The 22,483-nt window shown below is 60.9% G+C and carries 19 protein-coding genes; 10 read left to right on the top strand and 9 right to left on the bottom strand.

Annotation, left to right across the window (positions count from 1 at the left end):
• The first annotated feature begins 10 nt into the window (after window positions 1-10).
• The 6 genes from glgC to RNA01_RS14805 all read left to right on the top strand — a co-directional run bounded on the left by glgC (window position 11) and on the right by RNA01_RS14805 (window position 7,995).
• Window positions 11-1,279, top strand: coding sequence for a glucose-1-phosphate adenylyltransferase (gene glgC / locus RNA01_RS14830; RefSeq protein ID WP_147180997.1), 1,269 nt, complete (start codon window positions 11-13; stop codon window positions 1,277-1,279).
• On the top strand, window positions 1,279-2,718 hold the full coding sequence (gene glgA / locus RNA01_RS14825; protein WP_147181060.1) for a glycogen synthase GlgA: 1,440 nt from the start codon (window positions 1,279-1,281) through the stop codon (window positions 2,716-2,718). The genes glgC and glgA overlap by 1 nt, the downstream gene beginning before the upstream one ends.
• A gap of 4 nt (window positions 2,719-2,722) precedes the next feature.
• Complete coding sequence (locus RNA01_RS14820; RefSeq protein WP_147180996.1) at window positions 2,723-4,354, top strand: alpha-D-glucose phosphate-specific phosphoglucomutase; 1,632 nt, start codon at window positions 2,723-2,725, stop codon at window positions 4,352-4,354.
• 12 nt (window positions 4,355-4,366) lie between these two features.
• A complete protein-coding gene (glgX, locus tag RNA01_RS14815) occupies window positions 4,367-6,334 on the top strand; it encodes a glycogen debranching protein GlgX (protein WP_147180995.1) in 1,968 nt (655 codons plus the stop codon).
• Window positions 6,335-6,425: 91 nt separating this feature from the next.
• Window positions 6,426-6,911 (top strand): MaoC family dehydratase, encoded by a 486-nt coding sequence (locus RNA01_RS14810; RefSeq protein WP_147180994.1) that lies wholly within the window; start codon window positions 6,426-6,428, stop codon window positions 6,909-6,911.
• 25 nt (window positions 6,912-6,936) lie between these two features.
• Window positions 6,937-7,995 (top strand): DUF2332 domain-containing protein, encoded by a 1,059-nt coding sequence (locus tag RNA01_RS14805; protein ID WP_147180993.1) that lies wholly within the window; start codon window positions 6,937-6,939, stop codon window positions 7,993-7,995.
• Between the two features lie 22 nt (window positions 7,996-8,017).
• Here the strand turns inward: RNA01_RS14805 and RNA01_RS14800 are convergent, their stop codons facing one another.
• The 4 genes from RNA01_RS14800 to RNA01_RS14785 are packed head-to-tail and all read right to left on the bottom strand — an operon-like array spanning window position 8,018 to window position 13,147.
• Window positions 8,018-8,572, bottom strand: coding sequence for a sarcosine oxidase subunit gamma (locus RNA01_RS14800; RefSeq protein WP_147180992.1), 555 nt, complete (start codon window positions 8,570-8,572; stop codon window positions 8,018-8,020).
• Window positions 8,565-11,558: a sarcosine oxidase subunit alpha gene (locus tag RNA01_RS14795; RefSeq protein WP_147180991.1), complete on the bottom strand. Its 2,994-nt coding sequence runs from the start codon at window positions 11,556-11,558 to the stop codon at window positions 8,565-8,567. The genes RNA01_RS14800 and RNA01_RS14795 overlap by 8 nt, the downstream gene beginning before the upstream one ends.
• Window positions 11,555-11,875: a sarcosine oxidase subunit delta gene (locus RNA01_RS14790; protein WP_147180990.1), complete on the bottom strand. Its 321-nt coding sequence runs from the start codon at window positions 11,873-11,875 to the stop codon at window positions 11,555-11,557. Before RNA01_RS14790 ends, RNA01_RS14795 begins: the two co-directional genes overlap by 4 nt.
• 18 nt (window positions 11,876-11,893) lie before the next feature.
• Window positions 11,894-13,147: a sarcosine oxidase subunit beta family protein gene (locus tag RNA01_RS14785; protein WP_147180989.1), complete on the bottom strand. Its 1,254-nt coding sequence runs from the start codon at window positions 13,145-13,147 to the stop codon at window positions 11,894-11,896.
• A 305-nt stretch (window positions 13,148-13,452) separates the two neighbouring features.
• Between RNA01_RS14785 and rpsU the strand changes: the two genes are divergently transcribed.
• Window positions 13,453-13,683 (top strand): 30S ribosomal protein S21, encoded by a 231-nt coding sequence (gene rpsU / locus RNA01_RS14780; protein ID WP_147180988.1) that lies wholly within the window; start codon window positions 13,453-13,455, stop codon window positions 13,681-13,683.
• 137 nt (window positions 13,684-13,820) lie between these two features.
• Window positions 13,821-14,684 carry a tetratricopeptide repeat protein gene (locus tag RNA01_RS14775; protein WP_147180987.1) on the top strand — a complete coding sequence of 288 codons (864 nt, stop codon included), beginning with the start codon at window positions 13,821-13,823 and terminating at the stop codon, window positions 14,682-14,684.
• Between the two features lie 96 nt (window positions 14,685-14,780).
• Here RNA01_RS14775 and RNA01_RS14770 read toward each other — a convergent pair whose 3' ends face one another.
• The 5 genes from RNA01_RS14770 to RNA01_RS14750 all read right to left on the bottom strand — a co-directional run bounded on the left by RNA01_RS14770 (window position 14,781) and on the right by RNA01_RS14750 (window position 19,593).
• Entirely contained in the window at window positions 14,781-15,575 is a 795-nt protein-coding gene (locus tag RNA01_RS14770) for an NAD(P)(+) transhydrogenase (Re/Si-specific) subunit beta (protein ID WP_170253464.1), read from the bottom strand.
• Window positions 15,576-15,622: 47 nt separating this feature from the next.
• The gene (locus RNA01_RS14765; protein WP_147180985.1) at window positions 15,623-15,925 is read right to left on the bottom strand and encodes a hypothetical protein; all 303 of its coding nucleotides are present in this window, start codon (window positions 15,923-15,925) and stop codon (window positions 15,623-15,625) included.
• 27 nt (window positions 15,926-15,952) lie between these two features.
• The gene (locus RNA01_RS14760; RefSeq protein WP_147180984.1) at window positions 15,953-16,177 is read right to left on the bottom strand and encodes an aa3-type cytochrome c oxidase subunit IV; all 225 of its coding nucleotides are present in this window, start codon (window positions 16,175-16,177) and stop codon (window positions 15,953-15,955) included.
• Window positions 16,178-16,326: 149 nt separating this feature from the next.
• On the bottom strand, window positions 16,327-17,088 hold the full coding sequence (locus RNA01_RS14755) for an N-acyl amino acid synthase FeeM domain-containing protein (RefSeq protein WP_147180983.1): 762 nt from the start codon (window positions 17,086-17,088) through the stop codon (window positions 16,327-16,329).
• A gap of 201 nt (window positions 17,089-17,289) precedes the next feature.
• Window positions 17,290-19,593, bottom strand: coding sequence for a putative bifunctional diguanylate cyclase/phosphodiesterase (locus RNA01_RS14750; RefSeq protein ID WP_147180982.1), 2,304 nt, complete (start codon window positions 19,591-19,593; stop codon window positions 17,290-17,292).
• Between the two features lie 419 nt (window positions 19,594-20,012).
• On the opposite strand from RNA01_RS14750, the gene RNA01_RS14745 reads away from it, so the two are divergent.
• Both RNA01_RS14745 and RNA01_RS14740 read left to right on the top strand, forming a co-directional pair.
• A complete protein-coding gene (locus tag RNA01_RS14745) occupies window positions 20,013-20,564 on the top strand; it encodes a TRAP transporter small permease subunit (protein WP_147180981.1) in 552 nt (183 codons plus the stop codon).
• 1 nt (window position 20,565) lies between these two features.
• The gene (locus tag RNA01_RS14740; protein WP_147180980.1) at window positions 20,566-22,404 is read left to right on the top strand and encodes a TRAP transporter large permease; all 1,839 of its coding nucleotides are present in this window, start codon (window positions 20,566-20,568) and stop codon (window positions 22,402-22,404) included.
• Window positions 22,405-22,483 lie beyond the last annotated feature (79 nt).

The following is a 22,483-nucleotide window of genomic DNA, read 5'->3' as shown; positions in this document are numbered from 1 at the left end:
GGGAGGCAAAATGATGCAGAAGCGACCCCAACCCCTGGCGCGCGATGCCATGGCCTATGTGCTTGCCGGCGGCCGGGGCAGCCGCCTGAAGGAGTTGACCGACCGACGCGCCAAGCCCGCGGTCTATTTCGGTGGCAAGGCCCGCATCATAGATTTCGCCCTCTCAAACGCGCTGAACTCGGGCATTCGCCGCATCGGCGTCGCCACGCAGTACAAGGCCCACTCACTCATCCGCCACCTGCAACGCGGCTGGAACTTCCTGCGGCCGGAGAGAAACGAGAGTTTCGATGTCTTGCCGGCCAGCCAGCGCGTCTCGGAAACACAATGGTACGAGGGCACGGCCGACGCCGTCTTTCAGAACATCGACATCATCGAGCCCTATGGCCCGGAATACATGGTGATCCTGGCCGGCGACCACATCTACAAGATGGACTACGAGCTGATGCTGCAGCAGCACGTCGATTCCGGCGCAGACGTCACCATCGGCTGCATGGAAGTGCCACGCGCGGAAGCAACCGGCTTCGGCGTCATGCACGTCGATGCCACCGACGAGGTCATCGCCTTCGTCGAGAAACCCGCAGATCCGCCGGGCATACCCGGCAACGAAGACTTCGCGCTCGCCTCGATGGGCATCTATGTGTTCCACACCAAGTTCCTCATGGACATTCTGCGCCGCGACGCGGGCGATCCCCATTCGAGCCGTGATTTCGGCAAGGACATCATTCCCTACATCGTCTCGAACGGAAAGGCCGTCGCCCATCGCTTCGCCCGGTCCTGCGTGCGATCCGATTTCGAGAGCACCCCCTACTGGCGCGACGTCGGCACGCTCGACGCCTATTGGCAGGCAAACATCGACCTGACCGACATTGTTCCGGAACTCGACATTTACGACAAATCGTGGCCGATCTGGACCTATTCGGAAATCACCCCCCCGGCCAAATTCGTGCATGACGACGAAGGCCGGCGCGGGTCGGCGATATCCTCGCTGGTAGCCGGTGACTGCATCATATCGGGCTCATCGCTCTTCAAGAGTCTGCTCTTTACCGGGGTCAGGGCCAATTCCTACTCGCGGCTGGAGGGAGCTGTCATCCTGCCCAAGGTTCAGATCGGACGTCATGCGCGCCTGACCAACGTCATCATCGACCATGGTGTCGTCATCCCTGAAGGTCTGATCGTCGGAGAGGATCCAGAAATGGATGCGCGACGCTTCCGACGCTCGGAGGAAGGCGTATGCCTGATCACGCAGCCGATGATCGACAAGCTGGGCATGACAGTCTGATGCAGGTTCTCTCGGTCACCTCAGAACTCTACCCCCTCATCAAGACCGGAGGCCTCGCTGACGTCGCCGGCGCACTGCCGCTCGCGCTGCGTGGCCATGGCATCGAAACCAAGACCTTGGTCCCCGGATATCCGGCGCTGATGAAAGCGATCCGCAATCCGGTAAAACGGGCGGAATTCGCCGACCTCTTGGGCGAACAGGCCGTGTTGCTCGAGGCCAATCATGATGGCCTCGACATTCTCATCCTCGACGCCCCAACCCTGTTCGATCGCCCCGGCGGCCCCTACGTCGATCCCAACAGCCGCGACTATCCCGACAACTGGAAACGCTTCGCCGTGCTCTCCAAGGCCGGCGCGGAGATCTCCGCGGGCGCCCTGCCAGGCTGGCAGCCCGACCTGGTACACGCCCATGACTGGCAGGCGGCGCTGACACCGGTTTTCATGCGCTACAGTGAGATGCCGGAACGCCCAAGCCTCCTGACCATCCATAACATCGCCTTCCAGGGCCAGTTCGGCGCCGAGATCTTCCCGTACCTGGGACTGCCAGTCCACGCCTTTGCCGAAGCACTCGAATATTACGGTGGGATCAGTTATCTGAAGGGCGGGCTGGTCACCTCCCATGCCATAAGCACAGTCAGTCCCTCCTATGCCGAGGAAATCCTTACCCCGACCTTCGGCATGGGCCTGGAGGGTGTAATCGCCAGCCGTGCCGACGATCTCTACGGTATCGTCAACGGCATCGATGCCACGGTCTGGAACCCGTCGACCGATCCGCATCTCGCCGCGCACTACACCGCCGCCTCGCTGAAGAAGCGGCAGGCGAACCGTTCGGCACTTGAGGCGCGCTTCGCGCTCGACAGCGACGGCGGACCGATCTTCTGCGTCATCTCACGTCTGACCTGGCAAAAGGGCATGGATCTGCTCGCCGAGGTCGCCGACACGCTTGTTGCCGCCGGAGGCAAGTTGGTGATCCTCGGTTCAGGCGATCACGGGCTTGAATCGGGCCTGTTATCCGCTGCGGCGCGTCATAAGGGCCGGGTTGCCATGGTGGTCGGATATAATGAACCACTGTCGCACCTGATGCAGGCCGGTTCCGATGCCATCCTCATCCCGTCGCGCTTCGAGCCTTGCGGCCTCACGCAGCTCTATGCCTTGCGCTACGGTTGCGTACCGGTGGTCGCCCGCACAGGCGGACTGGCGGATACCATCATTGACGCCAACGAAGCGGCTCTGGCCGCCAAGGCGGCAACCGGCATACAGTTCGAATCCGGCTCGGCCGAGGCCTTACGCTCGGCCATTCGCCGAACCGTGCGCCTTTACGGCGCGGCTAAAGTCTGGAGCCAATTGCAGAAACAGGGGATGAAATGCGACGTCTCCTGGGGCAGAAGTGCCGAACGCTATATCGACCTCTATCAACGCCTCGTCTCGAAAGGCCAGTAAGTCCATGATTTCGACGGTTGCCACCACACCCTTCGGGGACCAGAAGCCGGGCACATCCGGCCTGCGCAAGAAGGTACCTGTCTTCCAGCAGCCGAACTATGCCGAAAACTTCATCCAGTCGATCTTCGACAGCCTCGAGAATTTCAACGGCGAGACGCTGGTGATCGGCGGCGACGGCCGTTTCTACAATCGCGAGGTTATCCAGAAGGCGATCAAGATGGCCGCCGCCAACGGTTTCGGCAAGGTTCTGGTCGGAAAAGGCGGCATTCTCTCGACACCTGCTGCCTCTCACGTCATCCGCAAGTACAAGGCTTTCGGCGGCATCATCCTCTCGGCCAGCCACAATCCCGGCGGGCCGACCGAAGATTTCGGCATCAAGTATAATATCGGCAACGGCGGGCCCGCGCCGGAAAAGATCACCGACGCGATCTTTGCGCGATCCAAGGTCATCGATACATACAAAATCGTCGACGCTACCGACCTCGACCTCGACGTGATCGGCAGCGTGACCGTCGAGGGTATGGCGGTCGAAGTCATCGATCCGGTCGCCGATTATGCCGCGCTGATGGAGGAACTCTTCGATTTCGGCGCGATCCGCAATCTGTTCGGTCTCGGCTTCCGCATGGTGTTCGACGCGATGAGCGCCGTCACCGGCCCCTATGCCAAGGAGATCATCGAACGCCGGCTCGGCGCGCCCGAGGGCACGGTCAGAAACTTCATCCCCCTTCCGGATTTCGGCGGCCATCATCCAGACCCGAACCTCGTTCACGCCAAGCAACTCTATGACGAGATGATGGCGGGCGACGCCGCACCCGACTTCGGAGCGGCCTCGGACGGCGACGGAGACCGTAACCTCATCATCGGCAAAGGCATATTCGTCACGCCATCCGATAGCCTTGCCATTCTTGCCGCCAATGCTGATCTGGCACCGGGCTACGCAGGCGGCATCGCCGGCATAGCCCGTTCCATGCCAACCAGCGCCGCAGCCGACCGCGTGGCAGAAAAGCTCGGCATCGGCATGTACGAGACGCCGACCGGCTGGAAGTTCTTCGGCAACCTGCTCGACGCCGGCAAGGTGACGATCTGCGGCGAGGAATCGGCGGGAACCGGCTCGAACCATGTTCGCGAGAAGGACGGGCTCTGGGCCGTCCTTCTATGGCTCAACATCCTTGCGGTGCGCGGCGAGAACGTTCTGGACATCGTGACCCAACATTGGGCGACCTATGGTCGCAACTATTACTCGCGTCACGACTATGAAGAAGTTGACAGTGACGCGGCCAACGGCCTGATCGCGGCGCTGCGCGCCAAGCTGGAGAGCCTTCCAGGCACGAAGATCGGCGACCTTACCGTCACGGCGGCCGACGATTTCGCCTATCACGACCCTGTTGACCAGTCGGTCAGCAAGAACCAGGGCATCCGCATCCTGTTCGAGGGCGGCTCGCGCATCGTTTTCCGCCTTTCCGGTACAGGTACGTCCGGAGCCACGCTGCGCGTCTACATCGAGCGCTATGAACCCGACGCCAGCCGTCACGATCTGGAGACTCAGGCCGCGCTGTCCGATCTGATCGCGACGGCCGAGAGCATCGCCGACATCCGTGTCCGGACCGGCCGCGACGCCCCGAGCGTCATCACCTGAGCGGGTCCCCCCATGAACCCCTTTGAGACCAGGCAAGGCGGCGTCGTACTGACCGACAGCGGAGCCGATTTTGCTGTGGGATCGCACCATGCCGAACGGATCGAACTCTGCCTGTTCGACGCATCAGGCCGGGCCGAGGTCGCCCGCCTGCCAATGGAGCGCGACTGCGATCATGTCCACCGTCTGCATGTTGACGGCATCGTCCAGGGCGCCCGGTACGGCTTCCGCGCCCATGGCCGCTATGCGCCGGATCATGGCTACTGGTTCGACCCGTCCAAGCTTCTGGTCGACCCCTATGCGACGGAGATCGACCGTCCTTTCGCCCACGACCCACGGCTTTCGGTCTTCGGTAGCGATACGGCAGCACTGGTGCCGAAAACAATCGTTACCAACCACCCGCTGGCCAAGCCAATGCGCCCGCTCCTGCCCAAGGGCGGCTTTATCTACGAACTGGCCGTAAAAACCTTCACCATGCGGCATCCAGAGGTACCGCCCGAGCAGCGTGGAACGGTTGCAGCCCTTGCCCATCCTGCCATCATCGCCCACCTCAAAAAGCTCGGCGTCAACGCCATCGAACTGATGCCGATCGTCGCCTGGATCGATGAGCGCCACCTGCCGCCCATCGGGTTGACCAACCTCTGGGGCTACAACCCGATCGCACTCATGGCGCTCGATCCAAGGATCGTGCCGGGGGGCATGAGGGAGTTGCGCGAAACAGTGCAAACGCTGCATGACGCCGGCATCGGCGTGCTGCTTGATCTGGTCTTCAACCACACCGGCGAAAGCGACAAGCTTGGTACGACACTGTCGCTACGCGGCCTCGACAATCTCTCCTGCTACCGCCACCTGTCCGATAATCCCGGCGTGCTGGTCAATGATACGGGCTGCGGCAATACACTCGCCTGCGATCACCCCTATGTCCGACACCTGATCATCGACAGCCTGCGCCATTTCGTCATACATGCCGGCGTCGACGGCTTCCGTTTTGATCTCGCGCCGATCCTCGGCCGCACGACTCAGGGCTTCCACACAACCTCCCGCACGTTGCACGCCATCCTTGTCGACGAGGTTCTGGAAGACCGGGTGATGATCGCCGAACCCTGGGACATCGGTCCCGGCGGTTACCAGCTCGGCAATTTCCCCGCTCCGTTCCTGGAATGGAACGACCGGGCCCGCGACGACATACGCCGCTACTGGCGCGGCGACAGCCACATGGCCGGCAACCTTGCCACGGCCCTGGCCGGGTCTTCCGAAATCTTCACACGGCACAAGGAGAACGAAACCCGCAGCGTAAACTTCGTCGCCGCCCATGACGGTTTCACTCTATTCGACCTGGTCTCCCATAGCCACAAGCGCAATGGCCGCAACGGCGAGCACAACCGCGACGGCCATGATGAGAATTACAGTTGGAACAATGGGGTGGAAGGCCAGCCCGACAATGTGACCGTGCTCGCCGACCGTCACCGCGACGTGACCGCCCTCCTCGCGACGCTCTTTGCCACGCGTGGCACCATCATGCTGACTGCGGGTGACGAGTTCGGGCGGACCCAGCACGGCAACAACAATGCCTATTGCCAGGACAACGAACTGACCTGGCTCGATTGGGAGGCGGCGGATCAGGCGCTGATCGCCCATGTCTCCCGGCTTTCTCAGCTACGCAAACGTTTCTCGGTCTTTGGCGAGACGCACTTTTTCGCCAACGGCGGCGAAGTGGAATGGCTGAGCCCAGGCGGAACGCCTATGTCTGTCTCGGATTGGGAAGACGGCGAGGCCCTTGGCTTGGCCATGGTCCTGCAGACGATCGACTATGAACTGAAGACCAAGCTGCGTCTCGCGGTGCTGTTCAACCGCTCGCACGTAGAACTGGATTTCCGTTTGCCCCAAGTCAAGAACCGGCATTGGCACCATTTGCCGGACGAACAACACGTCGAGAAGGTCCGACTAGGCGGCCGTTCAGTCGCATTTTACATTGAGCAATGATTTTTCATATTCCTTGCGCACGGGCGCGCTATTCCCTGTTCGAGCACGCCCCTGTAAGGATTCCTTCTACTGCAACCATTGGTGAGATTCCATGCCCCGTGAGATTTCCCTGTCCGAGGTTTCGGCGCTGATCGGCGAGGAGATCGGCGTGTCCAAGTGGATCACCGTCGATCAGACCATGATCGACGCCTTTGCCAGTGCGACAGACGATCACCAATTCATCCATGTGGATCCGGCCCGTGCCGCCGAAACGCCTTTCGGCGGAACCATCGCCCACGGTTTTCTGACGCTCTCGTTGCTGTCTACGATGAACTACGACTGCCTGCCGAAAATTCGCGAGCAGACGATGGGGATCAACTACGGCTTTGACAAGGTGCGCTTCATGACGCCGGTGAAGTGCGGCAAGCGCATACGCGGGCATTTTGTTCTGGCCGAAGCACGGTTTCGCGGCGCCGGTATGATGATGGCCACCTATGACGTGTCGATCGAGATTGAGGGCGAACGGAAGCCGGCGCTCACCGCCAACTGGATCACCATCATCCAGTTCGATCCGAAGGACCGCCCCGAAGGGGTATGACAACAACGTCCTGAAAGGGAGAACCATGGATAGACCCGAAAGCGTTCGTCAGTCCTTCCTGCGTCAAGCCCGCGCCTGCAACGATCTCGGTTCGCCTTTTACCGCCCGTCTCTGCCGGATGGCCGCCGAACGTCTCGACGAGAGTACCGCCGTGGGCCGCCGTCTGCTGCAATGGCAGGGCGACCCGACCAGCAGCGGCGATGCCTTGGCATTGCGGCTGGCGGGCTCCCTGCATGCCGTCGTGCGTTCCGGTCAGGATCCGCACCTTGCCGGCGTCTACCCGCCCCACACCAACCTCGATGACGATGCGCTCTGGGCCGCGGTCGATGCCGCGCTGCGCCGCGACGAGACTTTTATCCTCGCATGGCTGCGCTCGGCACCACAGACCAACGAGGTGCGCCGCTCCGCAGCCCTTCTGCCGGGTTTCCTCACTATCGCCAAGCTGTTCTCCAAACCGCTCATGCTGTCAGAGGTGGGAGCGAGCGCCGGGCTCAATCTGCAGTGGGATCGCTATGCCTATCGGCTCGGCGATTTCTCCTGGGGGACAACGTCAAGCGTCACACTCACACCCGACTGGGAAGGCCCGCCACTGCCGGATGCCGATCTCGTTGTCTCGCAACGGGCTGGCTGCGACCTTAACCCACTGGATCCCTCTTGCTCAGACGATCGGGAACGCCTTGCAGCCTATATCTGGGCCGATCAGACGGACCGGCTGGAGCGAACCCGAAAGGCGCTTGAAATCGCGGAGGCGTCCGGTTTGAAGATCGAGCGCGCCGACGCGATCCAGTGGCTGGCCGAGCGTTTGGTGCAGCCGCATGAAGGCTTGGTCCACGTCATCTACCATTCGATCGCCTGGCAGTACTTTCCGGAAGATTTGAAGGCCCGCGGCGAGGCCCTGATCACGCAAGCGGGCGACCGTGCCACCACAGACGCACCGCTTGCGCGCCTCCAGATGGAAGCTGACGATCAGGCCGATGGGGCAGCGCTGAGCTTGCAGGTCTGGCCGACAGGCGAGCGCCATGAGATCGGCCGCGCCGATTTCCACGGTCGCTGGATCAAGTGGAAAGGCTGGCCGGGACTTTAGGCCCGGCCAGGTTCTTCAAAACTCAGGCCGCAGCGTCTTCAGCCGCCTCGTTAAGCAGGCCGAAGGCGTATTCAGCGAAAGAGCGCCAGCATTCGAGGCGGAAGGTTTCCTCGTCGACCCGATAGATCACGGCCTCGATCTTGCCGAACACCGTGCGGGCGACTGCGCCGACGGGGAAGGTTCTCAGCGAGAGGTTCAGCGGGCAGCCGGCATTGATGGCATTGGCAGCCACCGGACCGGAGACCACGATCGCGGCGTTCCTGTGCGAGACATCGGTCGCAGAATGGAGCGCACCTGAAGCCGCGCAATCCGCCATCAGATCGCCGCCCTTGTCATCGATCAGCAGCCACTCGTCCGGTCCGAGCCAGAAGGCCAGGCGCCCCTTGGCGGCGGTTGTGCCCTTCGGCTTGACCGGCAAATTGAGGCCAAGCGCCTTGGACAGCGCGGCGACGTCTTCAGGTCGAGCCCGCAGCGATACTCGGGTTGCGGCCTCGGCAGGTCGCAGGCGAACCGATGGCGAGCCGCCATGAGCACCAGCGAGTACGGACTTGCGTTCAGCGACGAAAGCATCAGCCATGGATGCGGCCCCCTTCCTTGTCAAAGAATACCGTGTCGGTCACCTCGACCGCGATGGTCTTGTCCTTCATCGGCACATAGAGCGTCTCACCCATGCGCGCCCGGCCGCCGGCCAGAGTGGCGATAGCGATCGACCGACCGAGGTTTTCCGACCAGTAGGACGAGGTCACGTGCCCAAGCATGGTCATCGGCTTCGGCTGGTTCGGATCGGCGACGATCTGGCCGCCCTCTTCCAGAACCTCGTTCGGGTTTTTGGTCAACAGCCCGACGAGTTGCTTGCGACCGTCCTTCACCAGATCCGGGCGCTTGAGCCCGCGGATGCCGACGAAGTCCTTTTTCTTCTTCGACACGGCCCAACCATAGCCGGCATCGTCCGGCGTGAGCGTGCCATCGGTATCCTGGCCGACGATGATATAGCCCTTCTCGGCGCGCAGCACGTGCATGGTCTCGGTGCCATAGAGGCAGGCGCCGAGGCTTTCGGCCTGCTTCCAGATCGCCTCGAACACCGAGGCGCCGAAATCGGCCGGCACGTTGACTTCAAAACCAAGTTCACCGGTGAAGGAGACGCGGAACAGCCGAGTCGGAACGCCACAGAAGCTACCCTCGGCCACACTCATATGCGGGAAGGCCTCGTTAGAGAGGTCGATGCCTTCGACGAAGGGGGCGATGATGTCGCGCGCCTTCGGCCCCTGCACGGCGATAACCGCCCACTGTTCGCTGGTGGAGGTCAGCCACACCTTAAGGTGCGGGAACTCGGTCTGCAGATAGTCTTCCATATGGTTGAGCACACGCGGCGCGCCGCCCGTCGTCGTCGTCACATGGAAGCGATCCTCGGCCAGGCGACCGACAACGCCGTCGTCGTAAACGAAGCCGTCGTCGCGGGTCATGATGCCGTAGCGGCACTTGCCCGGCTTCAGCGTATCCCAGGCGTTGGTATACATGAGATTGAGGAAGGCGGCAGCATCCGGACCGACCACCTCGATCTTGCCCAGCGTCGAGGCGTTGAACACACCGGCAACGTCGCGCACCGTCTTGCATTCGCGGTTGACTGCGGCGTGCATGTCCTCACCCGGACGTGGATAGTACCAGCCACGCTTCCAGTTGCCGACGTCCTCGAACTCCGCACCGAGAGATGCCTCCAGGGCATGCATCGGCGTCTTGCGGGTCGGGTCAAACAGCTCGCCGCGCGAGTGATTGATCAGCGTGCCGAAGGTCACGGGCGTATAGGGCGCGCGGAAGGTCGTGAGACCGACCTGCGGGATCTCCTTGCCCAACACTTCGGCGGCGATCGCCAAGCCATGCATGTTGGACAGCTTGCCCTGATCGGAGGCCATGCCATTGGTAGTGAAGCGCTTGATGTGCTCGATCGAGTGCATACCTTCGCGCACTGCCAGGCGGATGTCCTTGGCGCAAACATCGTGCTGGAAGTCGATGAAGGCCTTGACGCTGGTGTCGCGTCCTGCCCCTTCCGCCGCCCCGATCATGCCGCCGGTCCATGCGAACGCATTGACACCCGACAGCGCTGTGGCCGGGTCTGCGCTCGCACCGGCACCCTTGGCCATCACCACGCCGGCTGCGACCGCCTCGTCGAGGACAGCCTGAAGGTCGTCGGTGCCTTTGCAGGTGCCGACGCAGATGCAGTCCTGCGCGTAGACGTCCGGTAGGAAGCGATCGTTGAGAGCGTCGAACTTCAGCTTGCCGCGAGATTGCGAGAAGAGATGTACGGACGGCGTCCAACCGGCCGAAACAATCAAAGCATCAACCTCGATCTTGCGACCACTGGAAGCACCGTTCCGCTTGACCGTCATGGAGCGGACACGCAAGCGACCCGAGGTATCGGTGACTGAATGGCCGACCAGAACCTCGATGCCGAGTGAACGCGCCTGGGCGAGAACCTTTTCGCCCGGCTTTTCGCGGCAATCGACGATCGCGGGGATCGTGATGCCTGCGCGTTTCAGGTCGAAGGCGGCCTCGTAGGCCGAATCATGGGCGGTATACACGCCAACCTTGGCGCCAACCGCGACGCCGTAGTGGTTGAGATAGGTGCGCGCCGCCGACGCCAGCATGATGCCGGGACGGTCGTTGTTGGCAAACACCATGTGACGTTCGATCGAGCCGGTCGCCAATACCACCTTCTTGGCCCGAACCTGCCAGAGCCGCTCGCGCGGCAGGCTCTTGGCGGGCTTGGCGACATGATCGGTGACGCGCTCGGCAAGCGCCACGAAATTGTGGTTGTAGTAGCCGAACGCGGTGGTTCGCGTCAGGACCCGGACATTCGGCATACCGGCCAGCTTGTCCGCTGTCGCCTGTGCCCATTCGTAACCGTTCTGACCGTCGACGGTGGCACCGATGTCGAAGTGAAAGGCACCACCCATTTCCGGTTGTTCGTCGCAGAGAATGACCTCGGCTCCGCTCTCGGCGGCAGCCAGCGCGGCCGCAAGACCGGCGGCACCACCGCCGACGACGAGTACGTCGCAATGCGCGTAGCGGCTGGAATAATGATCCGGGTCATCTTCCTTCGGCGCCACACCGAGGCCGGCGGCACGGCGGATGAAGGGCTCGTAGACCGAATGCCAGAAGCTCTTCGGCCACATGAAGGTCTTGTAGTAAAAGCCGGCGGCGAAGAACGGCGAGAAAAAGTCGTTGATCTCGCCAATGTCGAGCGACAGCGACGGCCAACGGTTCTGCGTCTCGACCTTCATGCCGTCGAACACTTCCTGCACCGTGGCACGAACGTTCGGCTGCTTGCGTGCGGCATCGCGCGAAACGTCGAGCAGCGCGTTCGGCTCTTCCGGACCAGCAGTCACGATGCCGCGCGGGCGGTGATACTTGAACGAGCGGCCGACGAGATGCATGCCGCCGGCCAGCATAGCCGAGGCGACGGTATCGCCCTCATAGGCCGTCAGACTCTTGCCGTCGACGGTGAAACGGGCGGTACGGGCAGGCGTCAGGCGGCCTGTCCCTGGAATACGATTGGCGCCGCTCATTTCGACGCTCCCTTCTCGACTGCGTTCGGGAGGAAGGCGGAAACATCAGCCTTGGGCTCTCCCGCCTTGTAGGTCAGGTGGATCTTGTCGCTCACGGTATCGCGCACGGCATTGAAGAAACGGCCACAACCGTTCATGTGGCGCCAGCGCTCGAAGATGAGGCCCTTCGGATTGTCGCGCAGGAAGAAGTAGTCGGCGAACGCCTCATCCGAAATGTCAGCGATATTCTCCGGTCGGGCGATATGCGCTTCGCCGGCGGCGTGGAACTCGAGCTCGGAGCGCTCTTCCTCGCAATAGGGGCATTTGATCAGCAACATGATGAACGTCCTTCGGGATCAGTGCGCCACGGCGGCAGCGGCCGCCTCGTCGATCAATCGGCCGGTTCGGAACCGGTCGAGGGTGAGCCCCGCTGCCAGGCGGTGCGGCTCGCCCTTGGCGATCAGGTGCGCGAACAGGTTGGCCGAACCGGGGGTCGCCTTGAAGCCGCCGGTTCCCCAGCCGGCGTTGACGAACAGGTTTTGAACCGGCGTCACACCCTGGATCGGCGAACGATCGGACGTATTATCGGTAATGCCGCCCCATTGACGCATCATCTTGACGCGGCGGAACATCGGGAAAAGCTCGCAGATCGCATCCAGCGTGTGGGTGATGATCTGCAGGCCGCCTGTCTGCGAGTAAGAATTATACTGGTCCGTACCGGCGCCGATGACAAACTCGCCCTTGTCCGACTGGGAGATATAGGCATGCACGGTGTTCGACATGACGACGCAGGGGAAGATCGCCTTCATCGGCTCGGACACGAGCGCCTGAAGCGGCTGGCTCATGAGAGGTAGGCGAACACCAGCCATTCCCATGACAACCGAGTTGTGGCCCGATGCGGAGACACCGATCTTCTTGGCGCCGATGAAGCCACGCGTCGTCTCGACGCCAGTGACTTCGCCGTTCGGGCCACGACGAATGCCGGTCACTTCCGTATTCTGAATGATGTGAACACCGCGATCGGAGGCCGCACGTGCGTAACCCCAGGCAACCGCGTCATGGCGGGCTGTTCCGCCGCGACGCTGCAGCGCCGCACCGTTGATCGGGTAACGCGCGGTCTTGGAGATGTCGAGCGGCGGGCAGAAATCCTTGGCCTTTTCCGGCGTCAGCCACTCGTTGTCGATACCATAGAGGTTGTTGGCATTTACGTGACGCTTGAAGGACTGCATGTCATGAGTGTTGTGCGAGAGCATCAAAACCCCGCGCGGCGAATACATGACATTATAATTGAGCTCCTGACTGAGCCCCTCCCAGAGCTTCAACGAATGCTCGAAGATGTCCATGCTCTCTTCATAGAGATAATTGGACCGGATGATGGTCGTGTTACGGCCGGTATTGCCACCACCCAGCCAACCGCGCTCGATCACGGCGACATTGGTGATTCCATGCTCCTTGGCGAGATAATAGGCCGCGCCGAGGCCATGACCGCCCGCACCGATGATGATGACCTCATAGGAATCGCGGGGTTCCGGAGAAACCCATTGGGCCTCCCAGCCTTTGTGGGCGCGAAGAGCTTCGCGTGCCACGGCAAAAACCGAATATTTGCGCATTTCGCCTCAAACTCCTGTAGTTCAGGCTATTGGATAGGACGAGACAGTTGCAAATCCAAATGCGTCAAGACCGTCCCTTTGCGACGTCGCGACATGCGTCTTTCGACACGCACGGGCCGCATCCGTCGACCAGTGTTTTTTGCCTCGCGAAAACGCCTGCACCATATGGACTTTGCCGCGATGTTCTGGTAATTGGCCTCGCTAATCGCTGGGCCCTGCGGCCGGGCGAAAAGGATTGTTATTCATTCCGCTGGCGACCTGACTTTGGCGGAATGACCACTCAAAACCAAAGGAACGGGATAAACGTGCAGGTACTAGTCCGCGACAACAACGTTGATCAGGCGCTTCGCGCTCTCAAGAAGAAGATGCAGCGCGAAGGTATCTTTCGCGAGATGAAAATGCGTGACTATTACGAGAAGCCCTCGCAGAAGCGTGCGCGCGAAAAGGCCGAAGCGGTTCGCCGCGTTCGCAAGCTGGCTCGCAAGCGCATGCAGCGCGAAGGTCTGATCGCAGCCCCGGCGCGCGCCGCTCGCTGATCTGTCGTTTTTTCGACGTTTTCCGATGTTTTAAGGGCGGGGGCGATCTTTTCGCCGCCGCTCTTTTCCTATTTAGTCAACATCGCTGCCGTTCGGCTCCTCGGCGGCGCACAGCCCTGCCGGACAATTGGCCTGCCATGATTGATCATTCACTCCTCGAGACCTCCAAGCTCGCCATCGCCGAAACACGTCGCCTCGCCGGCGCAGTCGCGTTCGCGGCTCTCGTCGGCCTTGCCGGCTGCCAGTCGATCGAAACCCCCGACACGATTCGGATCGACCGCGAGCAGGGTTCGCAGGAGAACATCGCCTCTCTGTCTTCCGTCATCGCTGCCAATCCGCGCGATCCGGAAGGCTACAACGTTCGTGGCTCCGCTTACGGCCGGGCCGGACAGTTCAGCAGGGCGCTGGACGACTTCAACACGGCATTGCAGCTCAACCCGAACTTCTACCAGGCCTACGCCAACCGCGCGCTCGTCTATCGCAACATGGGCAAGCCGGTCGAAGCCGCCAGGGATTACAACGCCGCGCTGCGCCTCAACGCGAACTACGATGTCGCCTATATCGGCCGCGGCAATATCTACCGTCAGGCCGGCCGCATTGACGAAGCCTTCGGCGACTTCAATCGCGCCATCCAGCTCGATACGACGGACGGTCGCGCCTACCACAACCGCGGACTGATCTATCAGTTGCGCGGCCAGCACGACAAGGCCATCGACGACTTCTCGAAGGCCATCTCGCTGTCGCCGAGCGCGCCGGAGCCCTATAATGGCCGTGGCATATCCTATGTCGCCCTGAATGACGACGAAAACGCCTTCGCCGACTTCAATCACGCCATCGAGCTCGATGGCAAGGTCGCCGAGTCGTGGGCCAATCAGGCGCTGATTTACGAGCGCCGGGGTGACAAGGCCCGTGCGGCGAAATCCTACGCCCACGCCCTGCAGCTGGATCCCAAGTATCTGCCGGCCAAACAGGGCCTGGACCGGGTTCGCGCCGGCGGCTGATTGGCGACCGTCTCATTCATTCATCCGATTGGAAGAAAACGCCGGCATCGCCCGGCGTTTTTTTGCGTGCGGGGCGCGTGCCGCACGGCGCAGAGGTCAATCGCGTCTGCCGAACAACAGCCCGACCGGGCCGCGACCGGCTTCTCGACACAAACCGGAAAACACCGCGGCCATGGATGCCCCCACCAGTCCGCCGACCATGATCAGCACAAGGTTCGCAAGCGCAAAGCCGATCGCCGCGGTTGCCATGCCACACAAGCCGGTGAGCAATATGGAAAGAGGCCAGTTCGCCCTTGCGTCCATGGCCTGAACGACAATACCGCCGGCCAGAACCGCAGCAACCACAACCGCCCAATAGGCCAGCGGGCTGACTGTGACGAGGAAGACGACCGCCAAAAGCAGGACGCCCCCGGCAAGAGCAATCTGCAGGCTCAGAGCCGGCCTGGGCCACGCCCGACGACCTTCGCGCGCAGGCAGCAGGCGGCGCAGAAACAGCACGCTGCCGCCGGCCAGCACCAGCGCACCGGCAATTCCGGCAAGCACAGCCGAGCCTGCACGCTCGAGATCACCCGAAACGGGACCCGCACTCAATAGCAACCCACCAGAATCGACCACTGCGAAGGATAGCAACAACGCTACGAGGCCATAAAGAACCAATGAGCCCGTGAGAAAAAGGGGAATATGAGCAACCGGCAAGCCGAGGGCTGCCACGGCACCGAATGTCGCGCCGACGCCGAGCGCCAGAACGACGAGCAAGAAGCCGCCAAAGCTCGGCTCAGCCGCCAGCATCGCGGCCACCGCGGCGAAGGATAGGCCGGAGGCCAGCAAGGGGACGGCGGTAGACAGTGGGTAGCCGCGCGCACCGCGCGCCGCGGCGATGGCAAGGAGCATGATGGATGCCAAATCACAGATGGCCGCAACACCTTGCATTCCGACCCTCAGCGATCATCGCGAGCGGCAGCGGCGGAAACCCGCCGCCCGGCGATCAGCAGCCCAGCAACCACGCCAGCCGACGCCAGCATCAATGCTAAAAAGGACAGATTGCGCCCGTACCCCGCCGGCAGCCCGATCACAGCCAGGATCGCCCCGCTCGACATCGCCGAAGCCAATAGGCCGGCAACCACCACGAACGGCTGGCGATGGTCGCGCGTTCCACGCGAAGCCAGAAACCAGCCGGCGAGGATAGCCAGTACAAACACCGCCAGTCGAAAAAGAAACGGATCATGCGCGGCGGTGAACATGCTTGCGCTCTCCCGACCGCTGAACGATCAGCGCATCATGAAAATGCCGGCGGCGGTCAACACGATCAGAACGATCAGCCCCCCGATGAAACCAGCGCCGCCGAAGAAACCAGCGGCCATGGCGACCAGCAGCGCAACCAGGAATACGGTGCTGTACTTGGTTGCAGCGATAAAGAGACCATAGGTCTTCTCGTGCTCGCCATAGTTCATCGACGCGCCAGTTTCGACCGGACCGCTGTGGTGTTCGCTCATGATTTGTCTCCCCTTGGGCCGGCCGCTTCACGCTCTTCGTCGGGCACGGCCTGGAATTCGTCACAGTGCAGGCTGCGTCAATACGCCTCCCCCACTTTCGCATTACACAAAGGTCGCAGGGAGTGCAATCAGTCGCATGCGGCGATCGATCAATAATGTACGCCCGCAACGGCTCCCGGAACTTGTCCGTCTGCCACCAGACGCGCGGTTGGCAGAACCGTCAGAGACGGGAGCCCCTGCCGCCTGTCGCGGTCAAACATGAGGCGCCGCTCGTGTTCGGCCGAATTGAAGAACGGATAGCGCTCCAGCAGTTTGTGGCCGGCCGTACGGGTATTGGTGGCGAGCAGCGTGAGCTCCAGCCCATAGATTTCGGTCATCCGGCGGTCGACGATCGTATCGGCATAGAAGACGCGCTTGTAGAACGCCGCATGCGGCGGGCGCACATGCTGAAGAACGCGATCCGCCTTGAAATGGGCTGCCGCCACAATGCTTGGCCTCAGGGTAATGTAAGGCAGAACCGGGAGTTCCGCCGCCACATGCGGTTCGACCGCGAAACGCGCCGGATCGATGAGGGTCAAACCGGTGTCGAGAAAGTTGTCGATCGCATCCGGGAATACGCCTGAAGATTGTGCAACCGGATGACTCGGCGTAACGTAGTGCAACCGCACCGTGCTCACCAGCTCTTCGAAATAGTAAACGCCGAAGACATAGGCATGGTCGTCGAAGTCGATGTCATCGATGAGGTTGGCGGCGCCGACCGGCAGGACGTCTGCGGCCTTGTAAGCGCGGTAACGGAGCCGCTCGATGGCGTCAAAGTCCTCACTGCTTTCGATCCGCCGATACTCGATATTGTCGAGCAACGACATGAGTTTCGCGGAAAAACTCCCTGGCATCGGTGTCTGCGCGTTCATTTGATCGCCTCGCTGTTTACGTTTTGTTAACCAACACTAGCAAGCTAAGGCCGGTTACACATGTGCGAAATCCTGTAATGGGACAATTTACTATCTACTAAGGTTAATAAATACTTAAAAAACATGGTTAACCGTGCATCGGACACGGAGAACACCCTTTAGAATATGGGGGAAAAACGAGTTTTCAGGATGGAAGGGACGTCAGGCCACGTGGACCGGATGGGCCGAGATCGGCCTCTTTTGCGCCTGCTCTGCCAGCTCAGGAACAGCATCCGAGGCAATCGCCATCGAAAAAACATAGCCCTGGATCAAATCCGCGCAGCCATATTTGCTGATGAGCGCCAGTTGCTCGCGGGTCTCGACGCCTTCAACGATAATGCCGAGATCGAGTTGGCGCGACAGGTTGACGATACCGCGCAGCAGTTTCAGCCGTCTGGCATCCTCTCCGATATTACGCACAAAGGAACGGTCGATCTTGACGTAATCGACCGGCAGGGAATCGAGATAGCTTAGGCTGGAGAAGCCGGTGCCGAAATCGTCGATCGCGATGGAAATGCCGTGCGTGCGCAGTTCCTCGAGAATGACGCACACAGCAGTAAGCTCTTCAATCAGACTCGACTCCGTTACCTCAAGATGCAACCGCTTCGGATCGAGTCCGCAATCGGCCAGCGCCTCGAGAACCGTTTTGACGATGTCATCATTGCGCAGATCGAGAACCGACAAGTTGACCGAAACACCGATCTCCTCGGGCCATGACGCACAATCCCGGCATGCCTTGCGGATCATAAAACGAGTGATGTCCGTGACGATCCCCATTTCTTCGGCGATCTGAATGAAGATATTCGGTGGAATTGCGCCCTTTTCCGGATGTGTCCAGCGGGACAACGCCTCGCAACAGACAATCTTCGATCCGTCGGGCACGAACATCGGCTGATAGACGACCTGCAAGGCACCCGCCGTCACCGCCGCCTTCAGATCAGTCTTCAATCGCTGGCGTTCGATATAGCGTGCGTCCATTTCCTGAGCGAAAGCGGTAAAATTGCCCTTGCCATGGGATTTGGATTCGAACACGGCGAGATCGGCTTTGATCTGCCACTCCTCCATCCGAAGCTCGGAGCTCTCGATCAAGACAGCACCGGCGCAGAAGGTAATGGCAAATATGGTGCCGTCGACCTCATAGCTGCCGGCGATCGCCGCATGGACGTCCCGCATCTTCTGCTCCAGGTCGGCACCACCACCGACATTCGGAAAGAACAGAGCGAACTGGTCACCGACCAGATGGCCAACGATAACCGACCCCGCCGCCAGTTTCAGCAAACGATTGGCGACCGCGGCTAGAAGCCGGTCGCCAGTCACATGCCCCTTCATGTCATTGACGTGCTTGAACTCGTCAATATCGAGAACCATGAAACCCACGACACCGCTCTTTTTGCGGGCCGCGATCTGATCCAGAACAAGCTCGGCGAAATAGCCGCGTTGCGGCAGGCCGGTGAGGGAATCGAAACGTGCCATGTGCAGGATGCGACGCTCGGCGCGAATTCGGGCGGTGACGTCCTCAAAGATCAGCACGACGCCGCCTTCCGGCCGGCGGCTAGCCGAAAACTCCAACACCAGATCCTCGGAAAACTGCATGATGGCGCGGGAGACCGTGCCATCCATTAACTGCGCCAGCTGACGCTGGATCAGGCTTGGCATCGACCCGTCAACGAACGTGTGGCGTACGCCGTAGCGCAGCACGACGTCCAGGTCGCAGTTTTTCAGCCGCGCCCGATCGCCAAGGTGCAGCAGTTCGCAGGCCTTTCGGTTGATCACCTCGATACGGTTCTGCGGATCGAGCATGATAAGACCATGCGTCATGTTGTTAAGCGCGGTATCGAAGCTACCGACAAGTTTCTTCATTTCCCGCGAGGCGATGACATTTTCGTAGAGGAACTCGCGCACGCCCGTCGCCATCGCCTGGGTGGTCAGGACGAAGGGAATGAGCAGGATAGACAGCAGCACCTTGTAGGGATCATTGGAAAAGAAGGCGCCGACGATAATCGGAAGGCAACAGGCCAAGCTTTGGAGATTAACAGCCAGCCGCGAACCATAATTGCGGCCGACGATGGAAACCATCGAGGCCATTGTGACGGCGATGCAAGCGAGTTCGACGAACGTATCCTCGAACTGAAGAATGGAGTAACCACAGCCGATACCGAGAATGGCGGCGGTGGCTGCGCCGCCCACAACATAGCGTATCTCCCAGTGTCGGATATCCTCGAGCGTCCAGGTGGATTTCTCCGCCCGGCTGAAACGCGCGAAGAGAAAAATGCGATTGGCGAAGACCACGACGAAAGCGATGGCCAGCACGATGAAAACCGGATCGCCAGTCTTATGATAAACTGTGAGATAGGTTAGGATGTGGACCAGCATCCCGGTAAACAGAGTCCGCCGGTTGCCGAACAGCGAAGTCACGAAGGACAGGTAAACGTCCGCCGGCACAGCTTTCGCGCTTAAAGCCCTCATCCGTTGGCCTCCTTGTTCCTGCAACTTATGCAAAACGATTTAAAAATCGATTGCGACCATAACAGGATATTCCATACCCCCACTACGGCTGCGGCGCCGAGGGTGGGAAGCCCCCACAGTCGCAAAGCATTGCCTCGTTTTGCGACGGTTGGCAATTCACTCCGGTCGAACGTGTTAAGAACGATGAAATGCCCAGGCCGCCCTTGTCCCGAAATGGTACGACGGGCAAGAGGCGGTCTGGACCTGGCGCCCTTGCGGGTCGATAGCGCCTGACGACAGAATTGACGGAAAACACTAGACGAAAGACTAATATAGAGGGCCGCGCATACTGCGAAAAGGCCGGAACTCCCGAGATTCGACCCGTTGCACGTCACGTTTCCATGCTCTAAGGACGACCCTTAGTATTTGGGGAGACCAACATGAAAATGTTATTGGCAATCACCCGGGTGATCGACACGATCAACGGGGCAATAGGACGCTGGGTTTCCTGGCTGCTCCTCGCCGCGGTACTGATCAGTGCTGGTAACGCTGTTGTCCGCAAGACATTTGACATCTCATCGAACGCCTGGCTCGAGTTGCAGTGGTATCTCTATGGCACCGTGTTCATGCTTGCCGCGGCTTACGCCCTGCTGAAGAACGAACATATCCGCATCGATATACTCTCAAGCTCGTGGAGCAAGAAAACGCGCGACTGGATCGACCTGATCCTGCACATCATCTTCCTCGTTCCCTTCACCTTCCTGATGACCTGGCTTGCCTGGCCGTGGTTCTGGAACTCGTTCAAGATCGGCGAGATCTCCTCGAGCGCCGGCGGGCTGACGATCTGGCCGGCGAAGGCCGCCATTTTCTTCGGCTTCCTGCTGCTGAGCGCCCAGGCGATTTCCGAGATCATCAAGCGCGCCGCCATCATCTTCGGCCAACTCGAAGACCCGGCACACGAAAAAGATGCCGCTGAAGTGACGGGACACTGACATGATCGATTTCATCGCGCACAATCTCGCCCCGATCATGTTCACCTCGGTGATGCTGATGCTCTTGCTCGGCTATCCCGTGGCCTTCACGCTGGCTGCCGGCGGCCTCATCTATTTTGCCATCGGCGTCGAATTTTCGTCCATCTCTCCGGAGATCCGCCTCTTCTGGCCGCTCTTGCAGTCGCATCCAGACCGCATCTACGGCATCATGTACAACGATACGCTACTGGCCATTCCCTTCTTCACATTCATGGGATTGATCCTCGAGCGTTCACGCATGGCCGAAGACCTGCTTGACACCATCGGCCAGTTGTTCGGCCCGATCCGTGGTGGCCTTGCCTATGCCGTCATCCTGGTCGGCGCATTGCTCGGCGCGACCACCGGCGTCGTGGCGGCCTCGGTCATGGCAATGGGTTTGATCTCGCTGCCGATCATGCTGCGCTACAATTACAATCGGCCGCTGGTTGCCGGAACGATCGCCGCTTCGGGCACTCTCGCCCAGATCGTTCCGCCCTCGCTGGTTCTGATTGTCATGGCTGACCAGCTTGGCCGCTCTGTCGGCGATATGTATGTCGGCGCCCTCTATCCCGCCTTGCTGATCATCGCCGCCTATTGCGCCTATATTTTTGCAGTGACTCTGATCAAACCGCAATGGGTCCCTGCCCTTCCGAAGGAGGCACGGACGCTCGGAGGTGGTATCACCTCCCTGTTCGTCATGCTCGCTATCACGGTAGCGCTCTATTTCCTTGGCCATGAAGTGCTATTCACGGGCATCGCCAGCGCCGACTGGCGCCTCGTGGCAGCGCTCGCCTTTGGCGTCTTTGCCGCCTATCTGATCGCGCTGGCCAACCGCACCTTCAGCCTCAACATCATCTCGCGGCTGACCCAGCAGGTCATCATCGTCCTGATCCCGCCGCTTGCCCTGATCTTCCTCGTTCTTGGCACCATCTTCCTTGGCATCGCAACGCCAACCGAAGGCGGCGCGATGGGCGCGACCGGCGCGCTGATCATTGCGGCCCTCAAGGGTCGCCTTTCGTTTGGCACGGTCAAACACGCCCTTGATGCCACGACGAAGCTCTCGGCTTTCGTCATGATGATCCTGATAGGCGCCCGCGTCTTCGGCCTGACCTTCTACGGTATCAACGGCAATGTCTGGATCGAGGAACTGCTGAGCGGGCTTCCGGGCGGTGAGTACGGCTTCCTGATCGTTGTCACGATCATCGTCTTCATCCTCGGCTGCTTCCTCGACTTCTTCGAGATCGCCTTCATCATGGTGCCGTTGCTGGCTCCGGTCGCCGACAAGCTTGGTATCGACTTGATCTGGTTCGGCGTCATCCTCGGCATCAACCTGCAGACGTCGTTCCTGACCCCGCCCTTCGGCTTCGCCCTCTTCTACCTGCGCTCGGTCGCGCCAGCCGGAAAATGGAAGGACAAGACGACAGGCAAGATGATGGATGGCATGAAGACGCTGGAAATCTACAAGGGTGTGCTGCCTTATATCATCATCCAGTTCATCATGATCATGGTGATCATTGCCTTCCCCGGCCTCGTCTTGCGCTACAAGAGCGGCGCGCAGGCGATCAACCCGGCCGACGTCCAGATCAACGTGCCCGGCTTCGGCCAGGGCGGGGGCATGTCGCTTCCGCCGCTCGGCTCCGGTGGTGGTAACGGCGCGCCGAACTTCGGTTTGCCGCCACTCGGTGGCGCAAACGGCAATGGAGCACCGGCAATGGGCCTGCCGCCGCTCAACCTCGGCGGACCGCAGCCGGCGCCTGCGGCACCCGCTGCTCCGGCTGCCAACCCGGCCATGGACCTCAGCCAGCCGCCTGTCATCAAGTGAAATACGCGCGGTGCCCTCAGAGGCGCCGTGCGGCCCAACTTGCCAACCGAACATGGACGCCCCGGATCACAGGTCCGGG

The organism is Paenirhizobium naphthalenivorans (assembly GCF_007992095.1).
Classification (GTDB): Bacteria; Pseudomonadota; Alphaproteobacteria; order Rhizobiales; family Rhizobiaceae; genus Allorhizobium; species Allorhizobium naphthalenivorans.
This window is presented reverse-complemented; position numbering and strand designations above follow the sequence as displayed.